This is a genomic window from Jhaorihella thermophila (assembly GCF_900108275.1).
Classification (GTDB): Bacteria; Pseudomonadota; Alphaproteobacteria; order Rhodobacterales; family Rhodobacteraceae; genus Jhaorihella; species Jhaorihella thermophila.
In genome coordinates this window covers 16,361-39,813 of record NZ_FNVD01000001.1, presented here as the reverse complement: position 1 = coordinate 39,813, position 23,453 = coordinate 16,361, and the positions used below count along the sequence as shown (strand labels likewise).

Below are 23,453 nucleotides of genomic sequence, written 5' to 3'. Positions count from 1 at the left end.
GGACGCCATGCCTCTGAGCCGCAACTTTCTGATCCTTGCCGCGGCGGGCGGCTCGGCCGCATTGCTGCTGGGGGCGTTCGGGTTCCAGTATCTGGGCGGGATGGCGCCCTGCAAGCTGTGCCTGTGGCAACGCTGGCCGCATGGCGCAGCGATCCTGATCGGGGGGATCGCGCTGATGATCCCCGGTCGCGGCCTGCCCCTTCTGGGCGCGCTGGCCGCGCTGACGACCGCCGGGATCGGCGTCTACCACGCCGGTGTCGAACAGCACTGGTGGGAGGGGCCAAGGATCTGCACCACCGGTCCGGTCGGGGGGCTTAGCCCCGAACAGCTGTTGGAGCAGATCATGTCGGCCCCGCTGGTGCGCTGCGACGAGATACCGTGGGAAATGTTCGGGCTGAGCATGGCGGCCTGGAACGCGGTGGCCTCGGCGGGCCTGGCCGTTCTGTGGCTGATGGCGGCGGCGCGGTCGGTTCGCGACTGAATCCCGACACGGGGTGCCGCGATCGGAACGAAAGGCATGGGCGTGGCAAGACTGCCTCTTGCCTTTCCGGCGCTCCGGCCTCTTGATGGCAAGAACCTGGCGGGGGCTTTGGCGATGAACTCTGTGAATTCATTGTGCCGCACTGCGCTGGTCTGGATTGCCGCCGGGATGGTCGCCTGTGCGCCGTCGGCCAGCGCAGAGGAGGTGACCGGCTCCAGTTCCGCCGAACTGGCCGAGCGCAACGCCGACCTGCCCCATCCCGCCGCCCGCTTCGGGTTTGGGCAGGGATCGTTCATCGCCGCGCCGATCCCGTTCAAGAGCCCGCTGATCGGCAACGGATTGGCCCTTGGCGGCGGTTATGTGTTCCGCTCGGACGAGGAGTCGAAGTCGTCCCATCTCGCGCTGGGGGTTTCAAGACCGACAATGGCAGTTTCGGCTATGGCATTTCGACATCGGTCGCGCTGGTCTCGAACCGCTGGCAGGCCAGCCTGTTTCTGGGCCACGCTGACCTGAGCCATGACGTCTACACGAGACTTGGGCCACTGGCGATCCGCCAAACCGGCGAGATTGCCAATCTGGAACTGCGATACGGTTTTTCGCCCGACATCTCTCTGGGCATCACCGCGCGTTATCTGGACACGACCATCACCACCGATCTGGGCGGACTGCTGCCGCCCGAGTTGCAGCCCGACGCGAATCTCAAGCTGGGCACGCTGGGCGCGGTGGCGGAATGGGGCACGCGCGACGACACCGATTACCCCACCAAAGGCAGCCGGATAGTCGCGACCGCGTTCCGCGGCCAGACGCTGGACGGGCCGGACCGCAGCTATGCCAAGGGGTTCGTCAACGCCGACGCCTTCGTGCCGTTGTGGCACGACGCGGTGCTGGCCGCCCGCGCCTCGGTCTGCGCCGCCTCGGACCGGGCGCCGTTCTTTGACAGCTGCGCGCTGGGCCTGAACGACAAGTTCCGGGGTTTCCCCTCTACCCGGTTCATCGACAGCCATGCCGCCTCGGCGCAGGTCGAGATGCGCCAGCGGCTGGGCCGGCGCTTCGGCGCGGTGCTGTTTGCCGGGATCGGCGGCGTCGGGCCGGGCTTTGGCCGGCTGGACGCAACCGGCAATCACGCCGCCGCAGGCATCGGCGCACGATACAGGCTGTCGAAGAAGTTTCCTCTGGACTTTCGATCGACTACAGTCGCAACCACGAAGGCGAAGAGCTGGTGTATATCCATGTCGGCCAGCGGTGGTAGCACGGGCCGACGGAGTCGCCGTCTCGGCCCGCGCTCTGGTCCTTCACCCGCCTATTCGGCCGCCAGCGGGGCCGACGCCGCCATCACCGCGCCCATGTGGCGGGCGGTGTCGATCATGCGGTTGGAAAAGCCCCATTCGTTGTCATACCAGCTGACCACGCGCACCAGCCCGTCGCGCGTCACCGTGGTCTGCGCCGCGGCAAAGCAGGACGAATGCGGGTCGTGGTTGAAGTCCACCGACACCAGCGGGTCTTCCTCATAGGCCAGCACCCCGGCCAGTTCGCCCTCGGCGGCGGCGCGCATCGCGTCGTTGATTGCCTCGACCGTGGCCGGACGCTCGGGCACGAAGCTGAGATCCACCAGCGACACGTTGGGGGTGGGCACGCGAATGGCGGAACCTTCAAGACGTCCTTCAAGCTGCGGAAGAACAAGGGAAATCGCCCGCGCCGCCCCGGTCGAAGTCGGCACCATCGACAGCGCCGCAGCCCGCGCCCGATAAAGGTCGCGGTGGTCGGTGTCATGCGACGGCTGGTCGCCGGTATAGGCATGCACGGTGGTCATGTAGCCAGTGCGGATGCCGAATGCGCGGTCCAGCACCATCGCCATCGGCGCAAGGCAGTTGGTGGTGCAGGAGGCATTGGACACGATCACGTCATCAGCGGTCAGGTCGGTGTGGTTCACGCCGTAGACAACGGTGCGGTCCACGTTCTTGCCCGGGGCCGAGATCAGAACCCGCGAGGATCCGTTTGCCAGATGCGCCGCGGCCTTGTCGCGTTCGGTGAACTTGCCGGTGCATTCCATCGCGATGTCCACATCCGCCCAGCGCAGCTTCGCCGGGTCGCGCAGCGCGGTGACGCGGATCGCGCGGTCGTTCACAAAAAGCGTGTCGCCCTCGACCCGCACCCGCGCCTTCAGGCGGCCATGCACGCTGTCGTATTTCAGCAGATGCGCCAGATGGTCCGGCGCAGCGAGGTCGTTGATCGCGACCACTTCGACGTCATCGGCGCCGGATTCGATCAGCGCCCGCAATACGCCGCGCCCGATCCGGCCGAAACCGTTGATACCGATCTTCAGGGTCATGGCTCTCCCTCCAGAGCAATGGATGCCGGCGCACGCGCGGCGCCGGTATCGTTACCGGTATCGCTACCATAGCCGATTGCGGCGAAAAGTCAATGTCGCGGAAACCGCGCCGGCATCCGCGCCTGCGGGCTTGCGGGGCACGCGGTTCTGCGTCAGCATCGCGCCATGACGAAAAAGCCGGTTCTGAGCGATGTCGCGGCCCGCGCCGGGGTCAGCATGATGACCGCCTCGCGCGCCCTGCGGGGGGCGGCAGAGGTGTCGGACAGAACCCGCGAAAAGGTCATGCAGGCCGCGCGCGAGCTGGGCTATGTGCCGAATCGCATCGCCGGGGCGCTGTCGTCGCATGCCTCGAACCTGGTCGGCGTGGTGGTGCCCTCGCTGGAAAGCCTCGTTTTTCCCAAGGTGCTGTCGGGCATCTCGGCCGCACTCGAGGGCTCGCCGCTCAAGCCCTTCGTGGGGGTCACGGGATACGATCTGGACGAAGAGGCCGAGGTGATCCGCGAAATGCTCAGCTGGAAGCCCTCGGGGCTGATCGTGGCGGGACTGGAACATTCCGAGGCCGGCCGGCGGCTGCTGGAAGGCGCCCCCTGCCCCGTGGTCGAGGTGATGGACGTGGACGGCACGCCCGTGTCGCATTGCGTCGGCATCTCGCACCGTCAGGCCGGTCACGACATGGGGCGCGAGATCGTCGCCCGCGGGCACCGGCGCATCGGCTTTATCGGCACCAAGATGCCGCAGGACTTCCGCGCGCGCAAACGGCTCGACGGGTTCACCGCCGCTCTGACCGCGGCAGGGCTGGAGCTGGCAGCGACCGACACCTATTCCGGCGGCTCTTCTGTCGAACAAGGGCGCAACCTGACGGCGGCAATGCTGGAGCGGCACCCCGATCTGGACTGCATCTATTACTCGTCGGACCTGATGGCGATCGGCGGGCTGATGCACTGCCTGGCCAGCGGCCTTTCGGTGCCGGACGATCTGGCGCTGGCGGGGTTCAACGATCTGGAACTGCTTCGGGGCATGCCGGTCCGGCTGGCCACGACCGATTCGCACCGCCACGAGATCGGCCGCCGCGCCGCGCGGATCGTGCTGGAGCGCCGCGACCGCGACGCGTCCCCGGCGATCGAGGCGCTGACCCCCACCCTGTCGCCGGGCGAATCGCTCTGACCGGCTGCGGCGCGCATCCCCCTTTCGCTGCCCGCCCGCTTGCCCTAAAAGGCGCCTGACTTCCGCCACGCTGCCCGAGGACACGCGATGCAAGAGCCCGCCATCACCCCCGAACTGATCGAGAGCCACGGCCTGAAGCCCGAAGAATACGACCGCATTCTCGATATCATCGGACGGGAGCCGACATTCACCGAACTCGGCATCTTCTCGGCGATGTGGAACGAGCATTGTTCCTACAAATCGTCCAAAAAGTGGCTGCGCACCTTGCCGACCGAGGGCCCGCAGGTGATCTGCGGCCCGGGCGAGAACGCGGGCGTCGTCGATATCGGTGATGGCCAGGCGGTGGTGTTCAAGATGGAGAGCCACAACCACCCCTCCTATATTGAGCCCTACCAGGGCGCGGCGACCGGCGTGGGCGGCATCCTGCGCGACGTCTTCACCATGGGCGCGCGCCCCATCGCGGCGATGAACAGCCTGTCCTTCGGCGCGCCCGACCACCCCAAGACCCGGCATCTGGTGCATGGCGTGGTCGAAGGGATCGGCGGTTACGGCAACTGTTTCGGCGTGCCCACGGTGGGCGGCGAGGTGCGCTTTCACCCCGCCTATAACGGCAACTGTCTGGTGAACGCCTTTGCCGCGGGGCTGGCCGATGCGGACAAGATCTTCTACTCGGCCGCATCCGGCGTCGGCATGCCGGTGGTCTATCTCGGCGCCAAGACCGGCCGCGACGGCGTTGGCGGAGCGACGATGGCCAGTGCCGAGTTCGACGACACGATCGAGGAAAAGCGCCCCACCGTGCAGGTCGGCGACCCCTTCACCGAAAAGCGTCTGATGGAGGCCTGTCTGGAGCTGATGCAGACCGGCGCCGTGATCTCGATCCAGGACATGGGCGCGGCGGGCCTCACCTGCTCGGCGGTCGAAATGGGCGACAAGGGGGGGCTGGGCGTCAAGCTGCAACTCGACCATGTGCCGCAGCGCGAAGAGGGCATGACCGCCTACGAGATGATGCTGTCCGAAAGCCAGGAGCGGATGCTCATGGTGCTGCGCCCCGAAAAGGAGGCGCAGGCGCGGGCAGTGTTCGAGAAATGGGATCTGGATTTTGCCATCGTCGGGGAAACCATCGCCGAGGACCGGTTCCTGATCATGCAGGGCAACGAGGTCAAGGCCGACCTGCCGCTGTCGAAACTGTCCTCGGAGGCCCCCGAATACGACCGCCCCTGGGTGCCCACGCCCGCGCCCGCGCCGCTGGGCGAGGTGCCGCAGGTGGACCCGATCGACGGGCTGCGCGCCCTGATCGGCTCGCCCAACCATGCGGCGAAACAGTGGGTCTATGAACAATACGACACGATGGTCATGGCCGACACCGCCCGCACGCCGGGGCTGGGCGCGGGCATTGTGCGGGTGCACGGGACGGACAAGCACCTTGCCTTCACCTCGGACGTGACCCCGCGCTATGTGCGCGCCAACCCGGTCGAGGGCGGCAAGCAGGCCGTGGCCGAAGCCTACCGCAACTTGACCGCCGTAGGGGCAAAGCCGCTGGCCTCGACCGACAACCTGAACTTCGGCAACCCCGAAAAGCCCGATATCATGGGCCAGTTCGTCGGCGCCATCCAGGGCATCGGCGCGGCGTGCAAGGCGCTGGACATGCCGATCGTGTCAGGCAACGTCTCACTCTACAACGAAACCGACGGCGAGGCGATCCTGCCCACCCCCACCATCGCCGCGGTAGGCCTGCTGGCCAGCGCCGACGAGATCATCGGCACCCAGGTGCGCGACGGCCATGTGGCGCTGGTGATCGGGGAGACCACCGGCCATCTGGGCCAGTCCGCGCTGCTGGCCGAGGTGTTCAACCGCGAAGAAGGCGACGCCCCGCATGTGGATCTGGAGGCCGAGCGCCGCCACGGCGACTTCATCCGCGCGCATCGCGAATGGATCGCCGCCTGCACCGACCTTTCCGACGGCGGGCTGGCCCTGGCGGCGTTCGAACTGGCCGAAGGCTCGGGCGTGGGCGTGCAGATCGACACCGACGACATGGGCCAACTCTTCGGCGAGGACCAGGCGCGCTATCTGATCGCCTGCAACTTCGACCAGGCCGAGGCGCTGATGGCCGCGGCCGGACAGGAGGGCGTGCCGATCCAGGCCGTCGGGCGGTTCGGCGGCGATACCGTGCGGCTGGGCGGGTCAGAGGCCCCGCTGGAGGAACTCTCCCGCCTCTACCGGACCGCGTTCGAAGCGGCGGTGGGCTGACGCGCCCGCCACCGCCTCGGCCCTTGCGAAGGCGCGGGGGCCGCTCTATCTCTACCCCGACGACCAAAGAGGAACGCGCATGGCAATTTACGCCCACGAACTCGAAGAGCTGCTGCGGCAGAGCTTTCCCAACGCCCAGATCACCGTGCAGGGGGACGATGGCGTGCACATGTCCGCCGTCGTCATCGACGAAAGCTTCCGCGGCAAGAACCGGGTCGAACAACAGCGCATGGTCTATGCCGCGCTGAAGGGCAAGATGGACGGCCCCAACGGCGAACTGCACGCGCTGGCATTGACCACCAAGGCCCCGGACTGAACGCCGCGGCGGCCCACAACCTGAACACACTCCAACGGAGACCGACATGACCGACATGAAAGACCGCATCCGCGAAACCATCGAAGGCAACGACGTGGTGCTGTACATGAAAGGCACCAAGACCATGCCGCAATGCGGGTTTTCCTCGCGCGTGGCGGGCGTTCTGAACTACATGGGCGTCGAATACCAGGACGTGAACGTGCTGGCCGACGAGGAAATCCGCCAGGGCATCAAGGAATTTTCGGACTGGCCGACGATCCCGCAGCTCTATGTGAAGGGCGAATTCGTCGGCGGCTGCGACATCGTCACGGAAATGACGCTCTCGGGCGAGCTGGACGAGTTGTTCGACAAGAAGGGCGTGGCCTACAGCAAGGAAGCCGCGGAAAAGATCCGCGAAGCCAACGCCTGAGCCCGCCGAACCCCTTCAGGAAGGCCGCTGCGATCGTCAGCGGCCTTTTTCGTCTATCATCCAGCAGTCGCGCAGGATCGTGATCTCATCGGCGGTGTGATCGGCCGCCAGCCATGTGACGAACGCCGTCTCGCCCTTGGCATGCAGCCGATAGCTGTCCTGTTCGTCGATGGCGACATAGCGCACGCCCGATCCGTTGGGCGTCGACCGCATCGTGACCAGCTTGCCCTCGATGGACATGACGGCAAGTCCCGGCCCGCCCTCGGTATTGACGAACACGACCGGCAACCGGACGCCGCGTTGTTCGCATTCATAGACGATTTCCACGACCTCGGTGCCGGCATGGGCGGCGCACGGGGGCAGCGCCATTGCCGCGCCGATCAGCGCCCGGACGGGGCTCATTCCGCGGCTGCCTTTTCCTCGATCTCGGCGGCCAGCGCCTCGGCCCGCGCGGCCAGTTCCGCCAGCGTCTCGGTCACGGCTTCGGGCACCACGGGCACCTCGATCCGCTCGGGCTCGGGCGGGGCCGCCTCGCGCAACTGGGCCAGTTCCTCCTCCACCTGGCGCAGCTTGTCCTCGATCGCGGCGGTCTTGTCGGCCAGCATCAGCCCCGCCATCAGCAGCATCCGCGCTTCGGGCATCCGGCCGATCTGGTTCGACAGCACCTGCGCCTCGTCATCCAGCATCTTCGCCGCGGCCTCAAGATACTGCTCTTCCCCTGCCTGGCAGGCCACCTCGAAGCTCCGGCCGCCAATATGGATCGTCACCTCGGGCATCAGACTTCCTCTCCTTCAGGCAGGTTCCGGGCATTGGCCAGAACCGAATCGAGCCGGGCCAGCACGGCGTTCACCTCGGCGGTTTCGGCCTCGCGCGTGGCGCGCAACCCCTCCAGTTCCGCCGCCATCGCCTTGTTGACCAGTTCGGCGTCGCCCACGCCTTCGGCATTGGCGGCGCGCAGCTGGCCGTTCACGTCGCGCAGCTGGTCGTTGGCGCTGCGCAGCCGCTGCAGTTCGGCATCCAGCTTTCCCATAGCCTCGGCCTGGGCGGCGCTTTCCTGCCGCGCGGCCTCCAGTTCGGCCCGAAGGCCCTCCAGTTCGGCCCGCAGCGCGTCGGCCTCGCCGCCCTGCGCCTTGGCTTCGGCCAGTTCCGCCTGCAACGCCTCGACCTGCTGGCGCAGGGTGTCGGCTTCCTGCCGCAGCGTTTCCAGTTCGGATTTCAGCGCCTCGACATCCTCGCCGCTCTGCCGCTCGGCGCGCAGTTCGGCCAGTTCCTTTTCGTGCCGCGCCTTCAGCGTCTTGAGCCGTTCCTCGAGCTGGGCATTGGCGATCCTCTCTTCCTCCAGCGCGGCAGCCAGGTCGGCATCGTCCGCGCCGTCCGTGGCCTCCGGCGCCGCAGCCGAGGCCGCGCGCTGCGCCAGCGCCTCGGCCCCCGCACCGATCCGCTCCAGCGCCGCAACAAGACGGCTCTGCAATTCCTCGATCTGGCTCATGCCTGTCACCTTCCCCAGTGTCTTCCGGCCGGATGATCTTCGGTTTCGACCGCACCCGCAGAATGCCGCGGTTTCTGCCGAATCGGCCCGATGTTCCCACCGATGCTAGACCACGGCGTGGCGGCACGGAATACCCCTGCCTTTGCTTTCAACCACTTGGGCGCGGGGTTTCAACCATTGCTCGAACCGCGCGCCCGGTAGTGCTTGATCTTCGCCGCGCGGCTGCTATTCACGCGCCCATCCCTGCTGCAACACGAAGGACAGATCCCCGTGGACCTCACCCCCCTGCGCACCGCCAATCCCGATCACTGGGCCAAGGCGACCGCCATCCGCGCACTGACGCTGGATGCCGTCGCGGCGGCCAATTCCGGCCATTCCGGCATGCCGATGGGCATGGCCGACGTCGCGACCGTTCTGTTCGAAAAGCACCTGAAATTCGATGCCGCCCATCCCGAATGGCCCGACCGCGACCGGTTCATCTTGTCGGCCGGGCATGGCTCGATGCTGCTCTATTCGCTGCTGTATCTCACCGGCAACCCCGACATCACGCTGGACGAGATCCGCAACTTCCGCCAGTGGGGCGCCCGCACCGCCGGCCACCCCGAATATGGCCACGCCCGCGGGATCGAAACCACCACCGGCCCGCTGGGACAGGGCATCGCCAACGCGGTCGGCTTTGCCATGGCCGAAGAGATGCTGCGCGCCCGCTTCGGCCGCAAGATCGTGGACCACTACACCTATGTCATCGCCGGCGACGGGTGCCTGATGGAGGGCGTCAGCCAGGAGGCGATCGCGCTGGCCGGACGGCAGCAGCTGGGTCGGCTGATCGTGCTGTGGGACAACAACAACATCACCATCGACGGCACGGTGGATCTGGCCGACCGCACCGACCAAGTGGCGCGGTTCAAGGCGTCGGGCTGGCATGTGCAGGAAATCGACGGCCATGATCCGGCCGCCATCGACGCGGCGATCGCCAAGGCGAAGGCGACGAAGAAACCCAGCATGATCGCCTGCAAGACCCATATCGCGCTGGGCCATGCCGCGCAGGACACCTCCAAGGGCCATGGCGCGCTGACCGACGCGCAGCAGCTGGCCGATGCCAAGGCCGCCTATGGCTGGAGCCCCGAGCCCTTCCATGTGCCTGCCGAGGTCAAGGCCGCCTGGGAGGCGATCGGCGCACGCGGCGCGGCCGAGCGCGAGGCGTGGGAGGCGCGTTTGTCCGAACTGTCCGAACGCCGTCAGGCCGAGTTCAACCGCGTATTCGCCCGCGAGGTGCCCAGGCGTCTGTCGGCGGCGATCCGCGCGGTGAAGAAAGAGGCCAGCGAGGCCGGGGGCAAGATGGCGACCCGCCAGGCCTCGCAGAAGGTGCTGGAGGCGGTGAACCCTGTGATGCCGGAAACCGTGGGCGGTTCGGCCGATCTGTCGGGGTCGAACAACACGAAATCGTCGGACATGACGGTGTTTGACGTGGACAACCGCAAGGGCCGCTATGTCCATTGGGGCGTGCGCGAACACGGCATGGCCGCGGCGATGAACGGCATGGCGCTGCATGGCGGGATCCGCCCCTATGGCGGCACCTTCATGGCGTTCACCGACTATGCCCGACCGGCGATGCGGATGGCGGCGCTGATGAAGATCCCTACCGTGTTCGTGATGACCCACGACTCCATCGGTCTGGGCGAGGACGGCCCGACCCACCAGCCGGTCGAGCATCTGGCGATTTCGCGGGCCACGCCGAATACGTATGTGTTCCGGCCCGCCGACATGGTGGAAACCGCCGAGGCTTGGGAGCTGGCGCTGTCGTCGAAGGAAACGCCGTCGGTGCTGTCGCTGACGCGGCAGGGCGTGCCGACCGTGCGCACCCGGCACAAGACCGCCAACCTGACCGCCCGTGGCGCCTATGTGCTGGCCGAGGCCGAAGCAAAGCGGCAGGCGATCCTGATTGCGACCGGATCGGAGGTGTCGATCGCGCTGGAGGCGCGCGAGATGCTCGAGGCCGACGGGATCGGCACCCGCGTCGTGTCCATGCCCTGCATGGAGTTGTTCGCCCAGCAGGACGAAGCCTGGCGCCGTCGCGTGCTGCCGGCCGGGCCGGTGCGCGTGGGCATCGAGGCCGCGACGCGCTTGGGCGGCTGGGATCGCTGGCTTCTGGGCGAGCGCGGCCGCGAGGCCAAGGCCGGTTTTGTCGGCATGGAAAGCTTTGGCGCCTCGGCGCCTGCAGATGTGCTCTATGAAAAGTTCGGCATCACCGCGCAGGCGGTGGCCGACAAGGTGCGCGCCCTGCTGGGCTGAGACGCCGCGCGGAGCCTTGGACTCTTCGGTTTCGGATCGGCGAGGCCGATCCGACCGGAGCGGGGGGCGCTGCCCCCCGCGCCCCCCGGAGTATTTCAGGCAAGATGAAGGGGCGTTTGCGCGGGTGGTCGGAACGTGGCCGACTCAGTCGGTGATCTCGAACACCATATCGACCCGCGCGGTAACGGAGATCTCGCCCGGCGCGACCGGGATCGTGTCGGCCATCGCGGCGGCGGCGCGCATCTCGTAAGGACGCGGGGTGGCGCCCCCGCCTTCACTGATCGTCACCACGGGCCCGAGCGTGACGCCGGCGGCCTGGGCCAGAAGCTCCGCCCTGGCCGTTGCGTCCCTCACCGCCTGTTGCCGCGCCGCATCCCGAAGCGGCCCGTCATCCTGAACCGAAAAGGACAGCCCGCCAAAGTCGTTTCCGCCGGCCTGCACGGTGGCATCGATCACCGGGCCCACCTTGTCCAGATCGCGGATCCGCACGGTCACGCCGTAATCGGCGCGATAGCCCGTGATCCGCCGGGGCCGGCCGTCGTCGCGATCCGACCATACGGGGCTGAGCGCAACCCGGCTGGTGCGGATGTCCCGGGCGGGGATGTCCATGGCCGCCAGCCGGTCCATGATGGCATTCGCCGCCTTCGCTGCCGCCGCCATCGCCGGCCCGGCCTCGGGGGCGGCCTTGCTTACTCCCAGCGACAGGGTGGCCATGTCGGGCACCGCCTCGACCCGGCCTTCGCCGGTCACGGAAATATGGCGCGGGGTTTCCTCGGCGGCTGCCGGCACTGCCAGAACCACCACCGCCATGCAGGCTGCAATCCATCGTTTCACGGTCGCTTCTCCTTTCCTGTCCGCTCAAGAGATGGGAAAGGACGGCGGTCATGGTCAACCGCCTCGGCAAATTCCCGCCGCCGGTTTTCCTTTCCCTCGGGGCGGTCCTGCTTTATGGTTTTGCCGGATTTGGCCCCGCAGGGGGCGCAGGCAGTCAACGCAATCGCCGGATGAAACCGAATTTCGCGCTATCCCTTTCCTTTGACGGAATAACTCTGCTGCATCGCGCAGGGGGCGGGTGGCGGCGCGTCGGGTCGGTGGCGCTGGATGCCGCGGATCTGGCGGGGGAACTCGCCGATCTGCGGGGACGGGCCGAGGCGCTGGACCCTGCGGGGGTCCGCTGCAAGCTGCTCATCCCCAATGACCAGATCCGCTACATGACGATCAGGACCGGGCGCGTCAGCGAGAGCGAACGCCGCGAGGCGGCGGCCGCCGCGCTGGACGGGGCCACGCCCTATGCGCTGGACGAACTGGCGTTTGACGTGTCGGCCGATGGCGAATTCACCCATATCGCCGCCGTGGCGCGAGAGACGCTGGACGAGGCCGAGAGCTTTGCCAACGACCACGGTTTCAACCCGGTCAGCTTTGTCGCCGTGCCCGAGGACGAAAGCTTTGCGGGCGAGCCGTTCTTTGGTGTCACGACCCTTGCCCCCGATCTGACGGACGGCGCGCAGGTCACGCCCGACGAGATGGCCGTCGTGGTCATCGGAGAGGTCGAAGAGCCACCTGCCCCCGAGCCGCAGGACGCGGCGATTCCCGGTTTTGCCAGCCGGCGTGCCAAGGCCGACCGCGCCGCGGGCGAGGCAACCGACGGGATGGATCCGGCGGGCACGGCCGATGCCCCGAAGATCGTTCCCGAATCCGCCCCCGAGGTCGAGCGGCGGCTGACGATCATTCAGGACGACCAGCCGGTTTCCCCGGCGGATACTCCGGCCAACGCGGCCGAGTCGATCATCGCGGAGGCCAAAGACGGCACCTCAAGACAGCCGGTGCCACAGCCAATCGTGCCCGATTCCGCGGTCACGGCGCAGCGGACGACCATCCCCGTTGCCCCGCCGTCGCCGCGCATCGACGATCTGCCGCCCGACGACGAATCCGCGCGCCTGACCGTGTTCGGCGCGCGCCAGGCCCCGCAGGCCGTCGGGGCCTGGCGGCACCTCGGCCTCGTGCTGTCGGTCGCTCTGCTTCTGGTGCTGGCGGCCGTGGCGATATGGGCGATGATATTCCTCGAGGACGGCATCGCGGGGCTGTTTCGCGGCAGGAGCGACGGCGATGTGGTCATCACCGCCATCGAGCCGCCCGAGGCGGAAGAGCCCGACGCGGCTTCCGCTGATACGCCGCCCGCGGACACGCCGTCGCCCGAACCGCAAGACGCAACTGCCCTGCCAGATTCCGCCCCGGCCCCCGCCGCGCAGATCGAAGCCGCCGAGCCGGCCACCCCGGCACCGACGCCGCCGAGGCCGGCCCCTGTCGATCCCGTCCTGCCAAGCATCGCCTCTCTGCCCGCGCCGACGGCAGCCCCTCGCCAGCCGTCTTCTGACAAGGACGCCCGCGCCGAAGAGACCCTGACGGAAACCGACGCGGCAGTGCTCGAGGCATTGCGAACGCCTGCCGGGGAAGCGCCCGACGCGGAAGCGCCCGCCGGCAATGACGGCGCCGCGCCGCAGGATCAGGCGCTCTATGCCGCATCCGGCATCTGGCAGACGCCGCCCGCCGTCCCCGAAGCGCCGTCGATCATTACGCTCAACGATCTCTACGTCGCCTCGATCGACCGGACCGACCTGTTCAGCGACGCCGTTGTCCTGCCGGGCGCCGAGGCTCTGGACACCGATGCCCCGCTGGCCGTTCGGGCCTCTCCCGCGGCGGCGGGCACCGAATTCGCGCTGGACGATCGGGGCCTCGTCGAACCCACGCCCGAGGGCACGCTGACACCCGAAGGGATCCTGGTCCATCTGGGCAAACCCCCCGTGGTGCCGCCCCCCACTCCCGAGCGTCCCGAAGTGGCCCGACAGGAGCAAGAGGCGCAGGAGCGCGACGCGCGGCTGGCCAAGATCCGGCCCAGGGCCCGCCCCGGCGACCTGATCGAGGCGAACGAACGTGCCAATCTGGGCGGCCGCAGCCGGGCCGAGCTGGGCAAGCTGCGCCCCAGACTGCGTCCGGAGCGTGATATCCCGCAAGCCGAACCGGATGCCCCCGCGACCGCGCAGGCGGTGGCGACGGCCTATCGGCCGAAGGCGCGGCCACGGAATTTCTCGGCCGCCGTCGAACGGGCGCTGGCCAGCGCGCAATCGGGCGGTGCGGCAGCCACCGGCCCCGCCGTCCCGGCCAGCGCCGCGTTCAAGCCGAACAGGCCTTCGGCGGCCACGGTCACGCGGCGGGCGACCGTGAAGAACGCGATCCGGCTGCGGGACGTCACGCTGATCGGCGTCTATGGCACCTCGGCCAATCGGCGGGCGCTGGTGCGGCTGTCCAGCGGCCGCTACAAGAAGGTCAAGGTCGGCGATCGCATCGATGGCGGCCAGATCATCGCCATCGGCGATGACGAACTGCGCTACCGGAAGGGCAGCCGAAACGTCGTGCTGAAAATGCCGAAGGGCTGAGCCCGAAATGACGGCAGCCGCCCCGAGGGACGGCTGCCGCTGATGGTTGCGCCGCGGGCCTGCCTATTCGGCGGCCACGTCGCCCAGTTCGCCGTTCAGGATCTGCTCGCGCTCGATCGATTCGAAAAGGGCCTTGAAGTTGCCTTCGCCGAACCCGTCATCGCCCTTGCGCTGGATGAACTCGAAGAAGATCGGGCCGATCACGGTCTTTGAGAAGATCTGAAGCAGGATCCGGGTTTCGCCGCCATCCACGACGCCTTCGCCGTCGATCAGGATGCCGTGCTTCTTCATGCGGTCGAGCGGCTCCTCATGGCCCTTCACCCGCTCTTTCGACATCTCGTAGTAGAGATCGTTGGGCCCCGGCATGAATTTCAGGCCGCGCTCGGCGATGGCATCGACCGAATCGTAGATGTCATCGGTGCCGATGGCGATGTGCTGGATGCCTTCGCCGTTGTATTTCTTGAGATAGGCGACGATCTGGCCCTTCTCTCCGCGATCCTCGTTGATCGGAATGCGGATGCGCCCATCAGGCGAGGTCAGCGCGCGGCTGTAGAGGCCGGTATACTTGCCCTCGATGTCGAAAAACCGGATTTCGCGGAAGTTGAACAGGCGGTCATAGAACTCGAACCACTTGTCCATGTTGCCCTTGTAGACGTTGTGGGTCAGGTGATCGAGATAGTAGAAGCCCACGCCGCGCGGCTTCGACGGCTTCAGCCATTCGAATTCGGCGTTATAGGGCGAGGTGTCGTAATACTGATCGGTGAAATAGATCAGCGACCCGCCGATGCCCTTGATCGCCGGCCAGTTCACGGTCCTGTCGTCGGCGTCATAGGGTTCGGCACCGTTGGCGACGGCGTGTTCATAGGCATGTTTCGCGTCCACCACACGCCAGGCCATCGACGGCGCGCAGGGGCCGTGTTCCTCGACGAAACGGGCGGCAAAACTGCCGGGTTCGGCGTTCAGGAGATAGGTGACGTCGCCCTGCTGCCAGAGCTCCACCGCCTTGGTCTTGTGCCGGCCGACCAGTTCAAAGCCCATCCTGGTGAACAACTCGCGCAGCTCCTGCGGTTCGGGATGGGCGAATTCGACGAATTCGAAACCGTCGGTGCCGGCGGGATTCTCGGCCGTGATCTGGGCACGGGGGGCATTATGGGGGAACGGACCCATTGCGGTATCTCCTCACTCGAAAGGGCAATTCTGTTCGCTGAACCGAAAATAGTGGGTGATGCGCGCATGTTTTGCGCGAAATTCCGCCCGCCGGGCTTCAATTCCGCGGGATTTGCGCACAGGTTCAAGGAAAGACGGGAATCTTCCGCATATGCTGGACGACACTGACAAGAAACTGCTGGCCGCGTTGCAGAAAAACGCGCATCTGACCTCGCACCAGCTGGGCGAGATGCTGAACCTGTCGCCCAGCCAGGCCGGGCGGCGGCGGCAGCGGCTGGAGGCCGAAGGATATATCCAAGGCTATTCCGCGCGGCTCGATCCGGACCGGCTGGGCCTGCATGTGCAGGGCTTCGTGCAGGTGCAGCTGGGCACGCACGGGCCGGACCACGCCCGCAGCTTTGCCCGGCTGGTTCAGACGCGCCCCGAAATCACCAGCGCCTGGACCATGACGGGCGAGGCCGACTACCTGCTGCGCGTCTACTGCGCCGATCTGCCCGCGCTCAACCGCTTGATTCACGAGGTGCTTCTGCCCCACCCTGCGGTGGCGCGGGTGCACAGCCAGATCGTGATGGACCAGATCAAGCGCGACGCGCCCCTGCCCACCTGAACCCCGCGAAGGATCGACGATGGAAGGATTTCTCTTTCAGGCCACGATTTACCTGGCCGCCGCGGTGATCGCGGTGCCGATCTCGGCGCGGCTGGGATTCGGGTCGGTGCTGGGCTACCTGGCCGCGGGGGTGGTGATCGGGCCGATTCTGGGGCTGGTGGGCGACACGGAAAACCTGCGTCACTTTGCCGAATTCGGCGTGGTCATGATGCTGTTCATGATTGGGCTGGAACTGGAGCCGCGGGCACTGTGGGACATGCGGCACCGGCTGATCGGCATGGGCGGGCTGCAGATCGCGCTGACGACCCTGGTGCTGATGGGCGTGGCGGTGTTGGCCGACAAGACCTGGCAGATGTCGCTGGCCATCGGGCTGACTCTGGCGCTGTCGTCCACGGCAATCGTGCTGCAGACGCTGGCGGAAAAGGGGCTGATGCAGACGCGCGGTGGACGGTCGGTGTTCTCCGTGCTGCTGACGCAGGACATCGCGGTGATCCCGATTCTCGCCCTTCTGCCGCTTCTGGCGGCTGCGCCCGAAATGCAGTTCGGCAATGACGGTTCGATCCGGATGGGCGGCGGCACTGGACACGGCGCCCCGCACGGGCTGTCCCTGGTCGAAGGCCTGCCGGGATGGGTGGTGACGCTTGTCACCATCGCCGCCATCGTCTTCATCATTCTGGCCGGAATCTATCTGGTGCGGCCGGTATTCCGCTTCATCCACGGCAGCCGCCTGCGCGAGATGTATACGGCGCTGGCGCTGCTGATCGTGGTGGGCATCGCCTTTCTGATGGAGGCGGTGGGGCTTTCGCCCGCGCTGGGGGCGTTTCTGGCCGGCGTGGTTCTGGCCAACAGCGAATTCCGGCACGAGCTGGAAAGCGACCTTGCCCCGTTCAAGGGTCTGCTGCTGGGGCTTTTCTTCATCACCGTGGGCGCGGATATCAACCTGAGCGCGCTCTGGGCCGATTTCGGCGATCTGCTGGGGCTTGCCGTTCTGCTGGTGCTGGCCAAGGGGCTGGTCCTGTATCTTCTGGCCCGAGTCTTCGGCCTGCGTGGCCGCGACCGCTGGCTGTTCACGCTGGGGCTGGCGCAGGCGGGGGAATTCGGCTTTGTCCTGCTCGGATTTGCCGCGCAGATGAACGTGCTTTCGGTGCCTCTGACCAACAAGCTGCTTCTGGTGATCGCGCTGACCATGCTGCTGACACCGCTTCTTTTCCTGCTCTACGAGGCTCTGGCCCGACGCACGCCGGACCGGGCGGAAAAGCTGGAGCCCGACGAGATTGACGAACAGGGGCCGATCATCATCGCCGGGATCGGCCGGTTCGGGCAGATCGTCAACCGGCTGGTGCGGGCCAGCGGTTTCAAGACCGTGGTGCTGGACAGCAACATGGAAACGATCCAGCTGATGCGCCGGTTCGGGGTCAAGGGGTTCCTGGGCGACCCCACCCGGCCGGAACTGCTGCGGGCGGCGGGGCTCGACAAGGCCCGCGTGCTGGTCGCGGCGATGGACGATCCCGAAGAGGTCACCAAGCTGGTGCGCTATGCCCGGCAGGAGCGCCCCGATCTCCACATCATCGCCCGCGCCCGCGACCGGCACCACGTTTTCGAGCTGTTCAAGGCCGGCGCCGACGACATCGTGCGCGAGGTGTTCGACAGCTCTCTGCGGGCCGGGCGCTATGTTCTGGAAAATGTCGGGCTCAGCGAGTACGAAGCCGCGCAAGCCGAACAGACCTTCTATGCACATGACCGCTATGCGCTGAAGGAGCTGGCCGAGGTCTGGGATCCCTCCATCCCGACCACCGAGAACACCGAATACATCGAGCGCGCCAAGGAGCTGGAAAAAGAGCTTGAAACTGCCCTGCTGGCGCTGACTGCCGAGGAAGAGAAGAAACCGGCGTGAGGCGGGCTCAGACGCCGGCGGCGTCCAGCAGCCGCGCCACCAGCCCCAGATAGCCGCCGCCGAACAGCCGCACATGCACCAGCGCGGGCCAGAGTTGATAGATCGGGCGGCGCGCGCTCGCGCCGGGTTCGGGCGGCCCGTATCCGTCGGCAAAGGCCGCGCCGGGTGATCCGAACAGGTGCAGCATGGCCAGGTCCACCTCGGCATGGCCGTGATAACACGCCGGGTCGATCAACCCGGTAAAGCGCCCGCCTCGGGCCAGAACGTTACCCGACCACAAATCGCCATGCAGCAGCGATCTGGCTGGGTCGCGCGGCAGGCGGTTGCCCAGATCCGCCGCCAACCGCTCCAGCCGCCGGGCGAGGTCGGCGGGCAAGGCGGGCAGGCTCGGCAACAGCCGCCGTTCGGCCCAGAATGCGGGCCAGTCGGGAACGGGGGCGTTGGGGATCTCCACCGCGCCGAAGGCATAGTCGCACGACCAGCCCCAGCCCGGCCCGGTCGCCCTGTGCAGCCGACGCACCGCCGCGCCCAGTTCGGCCCAGCCCTCGGCCGACAGCCCGCGCCCGTCCTCCGGCAGAGCTTCCAGCGCCAGGACCCTTTCGGAAGCCGCCAGAACGCGCGGCGCGGGCACGCCCGCGGCAGCGATCGCGCGCAGCATGTCAGCCTCGGCCCGGGGGTCCGGGCCGGTCTTGAACACGGCCTCGCCCCCGCCGGCCAGCCGGACGCGAACCACCGTGCTCAGATCCCCGCCGGCGACCGCGCGCCAATCCGCCAGCTCCGCCCCCAGCAGCGCCGCGCCCGCCCGTGCCAGATCCTCGGCCATGCCCCATCCCCCGTCATCCCGGCGTTGACGCTGCCAGCCTGCGCCATTAGCAGAAGGAAAAACAAGGGAAAGGCGGACATGCTTTACGCTTCGGCAGAGGACTGGCGCGCGGCCACGCGCAAGCGGGTGCTGTTCTTCGGCATGTCGGGGCTGGGCAAGACCCATGTCAGCAACATGCTGCGGGAAGCGGGCGGATGGTTCCATTACTCGATCGACTACCGGATCGGCACCCGCTACATGGGCGAATACATCGCCGACAACGCCAAGGCCGAGGCGATGAAGGTGCCGTTCCTGCGCGACCTGCTGCTGTCGGATTCGATCTATATCGGCTCCAACATCAGTTTTCACAACCTCACGCCCGTCTCGGCCTATCTGGGCAAGCCCGGCGACCCGGCGCGCGGCGGCCTCCCGATGGCCGAATACCGCCGCCGGCAGGAACAGTTCCGCATGGCCGAGATCCATGCGCTGCTGGATACAGAATATTTCATCGAACGCGCCGAACGGCTTTATGGCTATCCGCATTTCGTCTGCGACACAGGCGGCTCGATCTGCGAATGGGTGGACCCGGAAAACCCTCAGGATCCGGTGCTGAAGGAGCTGCACCGCCACACGCTGATGATCTGGATCAAGGGGGACGCGGCGCATACCGAGGAACTGATCCGGCGGTTCGACAAGGCGCCCAAGCCGATGGCCTATCAGCCCGAATTCCTGACCCGTGTCTGGGACGAATATCTGCGCCGGAACAAGGTGAAGGAGGACGAGGTCGATCCCGATGACTTCATCCGCTGGACCTATGCGCAGGCGCTGGCCCACCGCCAGCCCCGCTACGAGGCGATGGCCCGCAACTGGGGCGTGACCGTGACCGCCGACGAAGTCGCGCAAGTGCGCAATCCCGCCGATTTCGACGACCTCGTGGCGCGGGCGCTGGAGCGGCGCGCGCTGGACAAGGACGGCTAGAACTCCCACCTACCGCATCATCCGACCCCGAACGATCCCAGACAGGACCAACCGACATGCCCATCAAGCTCCCCGAAAACCTTCCCGCCTACGAGGTTCTCCAGCGCGAAGGTGTGATGGTCATGTCCGAGGACGTGGCCCTGCGCCAGGACATCCGCCCGCTGCGGATCGGGCTGCTGAACCTGATGCCCAAGAAGATCCAGACGGAAAACCAGTTCGCCCGGCTGATCGGGGCGACGCCGCTGCAGATCGAACTCAGTCTGATCCGCATGACCGAGCATCGCACCCGCAACACCGCGGCCGAGCACATGGCCGAGTTCTACCGCCCGTTCCAGGAGGTGAAGAGCGAAAAGTTCGACGGGCTCATCATCACCGGCGCGCCGATCGAGCATCTGGAGTTCGACGAGGTCACCTATTGGGACGAGCTGCGCGAGGTGTTCGACTGGACCCAGACCAACGTGCATTCCACCTTTGGCGTCTGCTGGGGCGGCATGGCGATGATCAACCATTTCCACGGCGTGCCCAAGCACATGCTGGAGCGCAAGGCGTTCGGCTGTTTCCGGCATCAGAACCTCGCCCCCGCCTCGCCCTATCTGCGCGGGTTTTCCGACGACCTGCTGATCCCTGTCAGCCGCTGGACCGAGATGAAGCAGGAAGAAATCGACGCCGTGCCGGGGCTGCGCACACTGCTGGGTAGCGAAGAGGTCGGGCCGTGCCTCGTCGAAGATCCCTGCCACCGGGCGCTCTACATCTTCAACCACTTCGAATATGACAGCGACACGCTCAAGCAGGAATATGACCGGGACGTGGCCAACGGCACGCCGATCAACGTGCCTGTGAACTACTATCCCGACGACGACCCCAGCAAACCACCGCAGAACCGCTGGCGCAGCCATGCGCATCTGCTCTATGGCAACTGGATCAACGAGATCTACCAGTCCACGCCCTACGATCTGAACGAGATCGGCGGCTGAAGCCCTGCGCGTAATGAGGGGCGCCCGGCGGGTTTGCGTTCAACCGGGCCGCATTCCATAGTGGCGCTGGACGACAGGAAACAAAGGCAGGCAGATGGATCTTCCCTTCGACGGCGCGATCAGCCGCTATTTCGAACAGGACGCCCCGCGCGAGATCCGCGATGCGATCCGGCGGGCGGACAGGCACGACGTTCTAAGCCCGACCTACCCCTATTCCGAGCGCCTGGCCCGGAAACCCTATGAAAAGGATCTGAAAAAGCTGCAGATCGAACTGGTCAAGCTTCAGGCCTGGACGAAGGCGACCGGCCAGCGCATCGCCATCCTGTTCGAGGGGCGCGACGCCGCCGGCAAGGGCGGCACGATCAAGCGGTTCCGCGAGAACCTCAACCCCCGCGGCGCGCGGGTGGTGGCCCTGCCCAAGCCGACCGAGCAGGAACGCAGCCAGTGGTATTTCCAGCGCTACATCGACCACCTGCCCTCGGGCGGGGAAATCGTGTTCTTCGACCGCAGCTGGTACAATCGCGGCGTGGTGGAAAAGGTATTCGGCTTCTGCTCGGACGCCGAGCGCGAACGGTTCTTCCGCCAGGTTCTGCCGTTCGAGCGCGCCCTGGTGGATGACGGGATCCGCCTGTTCAAGTTCTGGCTGAACGTGGGCCGGGCCGAGCAGCTGCGGCGGTTCCTTGCGCGCGAGCGCGACCCGCTGAAACAATGGAAACTGTCGTCGATCGACGTGAAGGGGCTGGCGCGCTGGGACGACTACACCGGCGCGATCCGCGAGACGCTAACCCGCAGCCACGCCGACACCACGCCCTGGACCGTGGTGCGCTCCGACGACAAGCGCCGCGCCCGGCTGGCGTCGATCCGGCACGTGCTGACTGCGCTGGACTATGACCACAAGGACGCGCGCGCGATCGGTGCGCCCGACCCCCTGATCTGCGGAGGCCCCGAAATCTGGGAATGAGCAAGCGCGGCTATCACCACGGCAATCTGCGGCAGGCCCTGGTCGAGGCCACCCTGCGCCTGATCGAGCAGAAGGGCCCCGCCGGCTTTACCCTTTCCGAAGCGGCCAAGCAGGCCGGCGTCACCCCGGCGGCCGTCTATCGCCATTTCGAGGGGCGCGAGGACGTGATCGCCGAATGTGCCCGCCAGGGCTATGAGATGTTCGCGGACCTGATGCAGTATGCCTATGACAAGAGCCAGCCTTCGGCGCTGGAGGCGTTCGAGGCGACGGGGCGGGCCTATCTGGCCTTTGCGCGCAAGTATCCCGGCCATTACATCGCCATGTTCGAAAGCGGCATCTCGGTGAACCGCACGCCCGAACTGGCCGCCGCCTCGGCCCGCGCGCGCGGAATCCTGGAACGGGCCGCGGGAGAGCTGTCCGAGCGCGTCCCCCCCGACAAGCGCCCGCCGGGGGCGATGGTCAGCGCCCATATCTGGGCGATGAGCCACGGCGTGGTGGAACTTTTCGCCCGCAACAGCCCCGGCACGGCCTCGCCCTTTCCGCCCGAGGATCTGCTGGAGTCGGGAATCGGTATCTACCTGCGCGGCCTGGGGCTGATCCCGCCGGACGACTGACGCGCGACGGCGGATGCCGTTGACGGAACCGGCGCCTTCCTTCAGAGTTTGCCCGGACGCAGCGACCGACAGCGGGGAGGCGGAGCCATTTCTCATCAGCTGACCAACACCACGATCATTCGACGGGACCGCCTGCACCAGCTCAAGGAACGCGAACGCGGATATTTCGACCTGCAATTCATCAAGGCGATCGACCGCGCCCATCGCAACGACTGCATCGACCTTCTGGACCGATCCCGGTCGCAGGCCCGGCAGGATCTGTTCGCGCTGGCGCAGCTGGATTTCCTCAAGGGCGGATATTTCGTGGATTTCAATGCCGGCGACGGGGTGGAATGCTCCAACACCTGGCTGATGGAGAAGGATTTCGACTGGACCGGCATTCTGGCCGAACCGGCGCCGAAGTGGCACGACGCCCTCAGGCGCAACCGCAACTGCATCATTGATACCCGCAGCGTCTGGAGCGAAAGCGGCGGGATGCAGGAAATTGCGGAAACGCCCGCCCCCGCGAGCGACCCGGACACGCCCCCTGCCCGCCCGGGCGGGATCCGCCACGAGGTGGAAACCGTGTCGCTGAACGATCTGCTGCAAGAGCATGGCGCGCCGGAGGTGATCGACTACCTGTCGATGGACACGGGCGGCACCGAACTGGAGATTCTGGATGCCGTGGATTTCGACCGCTGGAGCTTTCGCGTCCTGACGGTCGAGCACAATTACACGCCGCAGCGCGAGGAAGTCCGTGCGCTGCTGAGCGCGCATGGATACAGGCGGGTCATGGAAGAGGTTTCGCGTTTTGACGACTGGTATGTGAAGGACAGCTGATCCGGCAACAGAACCGACCCCATTTCGACCGGACACCCAAGCCCAACCAAGAAGGGCTTGGGCAAAGGCCCGAAGCCATGCTCATGTCCGATATTGAAATCATCGCCGATTGTGGCCACAGGCGGCGCGGGTCGGCGGCCGTCAAGTTGCGGATCGTCGAAGAATCGTTGCAAGGTCACGACAGCATCTCGACTGTCGCCCGACGCAACGGCGTGGCGCCAACCCGTCATATCGTTGACGCAACTTGAACTTCGAGGGAGGGAGCATCGCCGTGAGCGGGGATGACAGCGTGACCAGAGGGCCGCACCCTCCGCGAGTTGGGGCGCCCTGTCGGCGCCGGCCCGACCGCCATGCCCCGCCGCAGCACGGCCCGGATACAAACGTCAGGCCCCTCGCGGGCAGTTTGGCGTCAAGTCGTTGACGTGAGTCGCCAAAATGAAACAAGGCGGCCTCGTCGGCCGCCCGTTCGCGCCCCT

The 23,453-nt window shown here is 66.8% G+C and carries 21 protein-coding genes and 1 pseudogene; 15 read left to right on the top strand and 7 right to left on the bottom strand.

Going from position 1 to position 23,453, the window contains the following annotated elements; translation table 11 throughout:
• Positions 1 to 7 precede the first annotated feature (7 nt).
• On the top strand, positions 8 to 481 hold the full coding sequence (locus tag C4S70_RS00190; protein ID WP_104006098.1) for a disulfide bond formation protein B: 474 nt from the start codon (positions 8 to 10) through the stop codon (positions 479 to 481).
• Between the two features lie 1,300 nt (positions 482 to 1,781).
• Here C4S70_RS00190 and gap read toward each other — a convergent pair.
• Entirely contained in the window at positions 1,782 to 2,810 is a 1,029-nt protein-coding gene (gap, locus tag C4S70_RS00175) for a type I glyceraldehyde-3-phosphate dehydrogenase (protein WP_104006095.1), read from the bottom strand.
• A 165-nt stretch (positions 2,811 to 2,975) separates the two neighbouring features.
• On the opposite strand from gap, the gene C4S70_RS00170 reads away from it, so the two are divergent.
• The 4 genes from C4S70_RS00170 to grxD all read left to right on the top strand — a co-directional run bounded on the left by C4S70_RS00170 (position 2,976) and on the right by grxD (position 6,946).
• Positions 2,976 to 3,974, top strand: a complete 999-nt coding sequence (locus C4S70_RS00170; protein ID WP_104006094.1) for a LacI family DNA-binding transcriptional regulator — start codon at positions 2,976 to 2,978, stop codon at positions 3,972 to 3,974.
• A gap of 87 nt (positions 3,975 to 4,061) precedes the next feature.
• Positions 4,062 to 6,221: a phosphoribosylformylglycinamidine synthase subunit PurL gene (gene purL, locus C4S70_RS00165; protein ID WP_104006093.1), complete on the top strand. Its 2,160-nt coding sequence runs from the start codon at positions 4,062 to 4,064 to the stop codon at positions 6,219 to 6,221.
• 79 nt (positions 6,222 to 6,300) lie between these two features.
• Positions 6,301 to 6,537, top strand: coding sequence for a BolA/IbaG family iron-sulfur metabolism protein (locus tag C4S70_RS00160; RefSeq protein ID WP_104006092.1), 237 nt, complete (start codon positions 6,301 to 6,303; stop codon positions 6,535 to 6,537).
• Between the two features lie 46 nt (positions 6,538 to 6,583).
• On the top strand, positions 6,584 to 6,946 hold the full coding sequence (gene grxD / locus C4S70_RS00155) for a Grx4 family monothiol glutaredoxin (protein ID WP_104006091.1): 363 nt from the start codon (positions 6,584 to 6,586) through the stop codon (positions 6,944 to 6,946).
• 36 nt (positions 6,947 to 6,982) lie between these two features.
• Here the strand turns inward: grxD and C4S70_RS00150 are convergent, their stop codons facing one another.
• From C4S70_RS00150 to C4S70_RS00140, 3 genes are read right to left on the bottom strand one after another with little or no spacing between them, the layout of a single operon-like run.
• Entirely contained in the window at positions 6,983 to 7,348 is a 366-nt protein-coding gene (locus C4S70_RS00150; RefSeq protein WP_104006090.1) for an MliC family protein, read from the bottom strand.
• On the bottom strand, positions 7,345 to 7,722 hold the full coding sequence (locus tag C4S70_RS00145) for a cell division protein ZapA (protein ID WP_104006089.1): 378 nt from the start codon (positions 7,720 to 7,722) through the stop codon (positions 7,345 to 7,347). Before C4S70_RS00145 ends, C4S70_RS00150 begins: the two co-directional genes overlap by 4 nt.
• Entirely contained in the window at positions 7,722 to 8,435 is a 714-nt protein-coding gene (locus C4S70_RS00140) for a hypothetical protein (RefSeq protein WP_104006088.1), read from the bottom strand. The genes C4S70_RS00145 and C4S70_RS00140 overlap by 1 nt, the downstream gene beginning before the upstream one ends.
• A 270-nt stretch (positions 8,436 to 8,705) precedes the next feature.
• Here C4S70_RS00140 and tkt point away from each other — a divergent pair, with 270 nt between their 5' ends.
• Positions 8,706 to 10,727 (top strand): transketolase, encoded by a 2,022-nt coding sequence (gene tkt, locus C4S70_RS00135; RefSeq protein ID WP_104006631.1) that lies wholly within the window; start codon positions 8,706 to 8,708, stop codon positions 10,725 to 10,727.
• 144 nt (positions 10,728 to 10,871) lie between these two features.
• Here the strand turns inward: tkt and C4S70_RS00130 are convergent, their stop codons facing one another.
• Positions 10,872 to 11,561 carry an SIMPL domain-containing protein gene (locus C4S70_RS00130; protein WP_235003630.1) on the bottom strand — a complete coding sequence of 230 codons (690 nt, stop codon included), beginning with the start codon at positions 11,559 to 11,561 and terminating at the stop codon, positions 10,872 to 10,874.
• Between the two features lie 170 nt (positions 11,562 to 11,731).
• Here C4S70_RS00130 and C4S70_RS18590 point away from each other — a divergent pair, with 170 nt between their 5' ends.
• A complete protein-coding gene (locus C4S70_RS18590) occupies positions 11,732 to 14,161 on the top strand; it encodes a hypothetical protein (protein ID WP_160114830.1) in 2,430 nt (809 codons plus the stop codon).
• Positions 14,162 to 14,224: 63 nt separating this feature from the next.
• Here C4S70_RS18590 and hppD read toward each other — a convergent pair whose 3' ends face one another.
• Positions 14,225 to 15,328 carry a 4-hydroxyphenylpyruvate dioxygenase gene (gene hppD, locus C4S70_RS00120; protein ID WP_104006086.1) on the bottom strand — a complete coding sequence of 368 codons (1,104 nt, stop codon included), beginning with the start codon at positions 15,326 to 15,328 and terminating at the stop codon, positions 14,225 to 14,227.
• Positions 15,329 to 15,479: 151 nt separating this feature from the next.
• Between hppD and C4S70_RS00115 the strand changes: the two genes are divergently transcribed.
• Both C4S70_RS00115 and C4S70_RS00110 read left to right on the top strand, forming a co-directional pair.
• Positions 15,480 to 15,935 (top strand): Lrp/AsnC family transcriptional regulator, encoded by a 456-nt coding sequence (locus tag C4S70_RS00115; protein WP_104006085.1) that lies wholly within the window; start codon positions 15,480 to 15,482, stop codon positions 15,933 to 15,935.
• Between the two features lie 19 nt (positions 15,936 to 15,954).
• A complete protein-coding gene (locus C4S70_RS00110; protein ID WP_104006084.1) occupies positions 15,955 to 17,829 on the top strand; it encodes a monovalent cation:proton antiporter-2 (CPA2) family protein in 1,875 nt (624 codons plus the stop codon).
• A 7-nt stretch (positions 17,830 to 17,836) separates the two neighbouring features.
• Here the strand turns inward: C4S70_RS00110 and C4S70_RS00105 are convergent, their stop codons facing one another.
• Positions 17,837 to 18,652, bottom strand: a complete 816-nt coding sequence (locus tag C4S70_RS00105; protein ID WP_104006083.1) for a fructosamine kinase family protein — start codon at positions 18,650 to 18,652, stop codon at positions 17,837 to 17,839.
• A gap of 78 nt (positions 18,653 to 18,730) precedes the next feature.
• On the opposite strand from C4S70_RS00105, the gene C4S70_RS00100 reads away from it, so the two are divergent.
• The 6 genes and pseudogenes from C4S70_RS00100 to C4S70_RS00075 form a co-directional block, all read left to right on the top strand.
• The gene (locus C4S70_RS00100; RefSeq protein WP_104006082.1) at positions 18,731 to 19,609 is read left to right on the top strand and encodes an ATPase; all 879 of its coding nucleotides are present in this window, start codon (positions 18,731 to 18,733) and stop codon (positions 19,607 to 19,609) included.
• A gap of 56 nt (positions 19,610 to 19,665) precedes the next feature.
• A complete protein-coding gene (metA, locus tag C4S70_RS00095; RefSeq protein WP_104006081.1) occupies positions 19,666 to 20,583 on the top strand; it encodes a homoserine O-acetyltransferase MetA in 918 nt (305 codons plus the stop codon).
• Positions 20,584 to 20,677: 94 nt separating this feature from the next.
• The gene (gene ppk2, locus C4S70_RS00090) at positions 20,678 to 21,544 is read left to right on the top strand and encodes a polyphosphate kinase 2 (RefSeq protein ID WP_104006080.1); all 867 of its coding nucleotides are present in this window, start codon (positions 20,678 to 20,680) and stop codon (positions 21,542 to 21,544) included.
• A complete protein-coding gene (locus tag C4S70_RS00085) occupies positions 21,541 to 22,158 on the top strand; it encodes a TetR/AcrR family transcriptional regulator (protein ID WP_104006079.1) in 618 nt (205 codons plus the stop codon). The genes ppk2 and C4S70_RS00085 overlap by 4 nt, the downstream gene beginning before the upstream one ends.
• A 48-nt stretch (positions 22,159 to 22,206) precedes the next feature.
• Entirely contained in the window at positions 22,207 to 22,977 is a 771-nt protein-coding gene (locus C4S70_RS00080; RefSeq protein WP_235003629.1) for an FkbM family methyltransferase, read from the top strand.
• 77 nt (positions 22,978 to 23,054) lie between these two features.
• A pseudogene (locus C4S70_RS00075) lies at positions 23,055 to 23,272 on the top strand (transposase); the annotation flags it as partial.
• Positions 23,273 to 23,453 lie beyond the last annotated feature (181 nt).

Excerpts from the sequence above, each read along its gene's own strand:
- gap (WP_104006095.1), bottom strand. The coding sequence starts at position 2,810 with ATGACCCTGAAGATCGGTATCAACGGTTTCGGCCGGATCGGGCGCGGC.
- C4S70_RS00115 (WP_104006085.1), top strand. The coding sequence starts at position 15,480 with ATGCTGGACGACACTGACAAGAAACTGCTGGCCGCGTTGCAGAAAAAC.
- hppD (WP_104006086.1), bottom strand. The coding sequence starts at position 15,328 with ATGGGTCCGTTCCCCCATAATGCCCCCCGTGCCCAGATCACGGCCGAG.
- grxD (WP_104006091.1), top strand. The coding sequence starts at position 6,584 with ATGACCGACATGAAAGACCGCATCCGCGAAACCATCGAAGGCAACGAC.
- C4S70_RS00100 (WP_104006082.1), top strand. The coding sequence starts at position 18,731 with ATGCTTTACGCTTCGGCAGAGGACTGGCGCGCGGCCACGCGCAAGCGG.
- C4S70_RS00110 (WP_104006084.1), top strand. The coding sequence starts at position 15,955 with ATGGAAGGATTTCTCTTTCAGGCCACGATTTACCTGGCCGCCGCGGTG.
- ppk2 (WP_104006080.1), top strand. The coding sequence starts at position 20,678 with ATGGATCTTCCCTTCGACGGCGCGATCAGCCGCTATTTCGAACAGGAC.
- C4S70_RS00085 (WP_104006079.1), top strand. The coding sequence starts at position 21,541 with ATGAGCAAGCGCGGCTATCACCACGGCAATCTGCGGCAGGCCCTGGTC.
- C4S70_RS00145 (WP_104006089.1), bottom strand. The coding sequence starts at position 7,722 with ATGCCCGAGGTGACGATCCATATTGGCGGCCGGAGCTTCGAGGTGGCC.
- C4S70_RS00170 (WP_104006094.1), top strand. The coding sequence starts at position 2,976 with ATGACGAAAAAGCCGGTTCTGAGCGATGTCGCGGCCCGCGCCGGGGTC.
- metA (WP_104006081.1), top strand. The coding sequence starts at position 19,666 with ATGCCCATCAAGCTCCCCGAAAACCTTCCCGCCTACGAGGTTCTCCAG.
- C4S70_RS00105 (WP_104006083.1), bottom strand. The coding sequence starts at position 18,652 with ATGGCCGAGGATCTGGCACGGGCGGGCGCGGCGCTGCTGGGGGCGGAG.
- C4S70_RS18590 (WP_160114830.1), top strand. The coding sequence starts at position 11,732 with ATGAAACCGAATTTCGCGCTATCCCTTTCCTTTGACGGAATAACTCTG.
- purL (WP_104006093.1), top strand. The coding sequence starts at position 4,062 with ATGCAAGAGCCCGCCATCACCCCCGAACTGATCGAGAGCCACGGCCTG.
- C4S70_RS00190 (WP_104006098.1), top strand. The coding sequence starts at position 8 with ATGCCTCTGAGCCGCAACTTTCTGATCCTTGCCGCGGCGGGCGGCTCG.
- C4S70_RS00160 (WP_104006092.1), top strand. The coding sequence starts at position 6,301 with ATGGCAATTTACGCCCACGAACTCGAAGAGCTGCTGCGGCAGAGCTTT.
- C4S70_RS00150 (WP_104006090.1), bottom strand. The coding sequence starts at position 7,348 with ATGAGCCCCGTCCGGGCGCTGATCGGCGCGGCAATGGCGCTGCCCCCG.
- C4S70_RS00140 (WP_104006088.1), bottom strand. The coding sequence starts at position 8,435 with ATGAGCCAGATCGAGGAATTGCAGAGCCGTCTTGTTGCGGCGCTGGAG.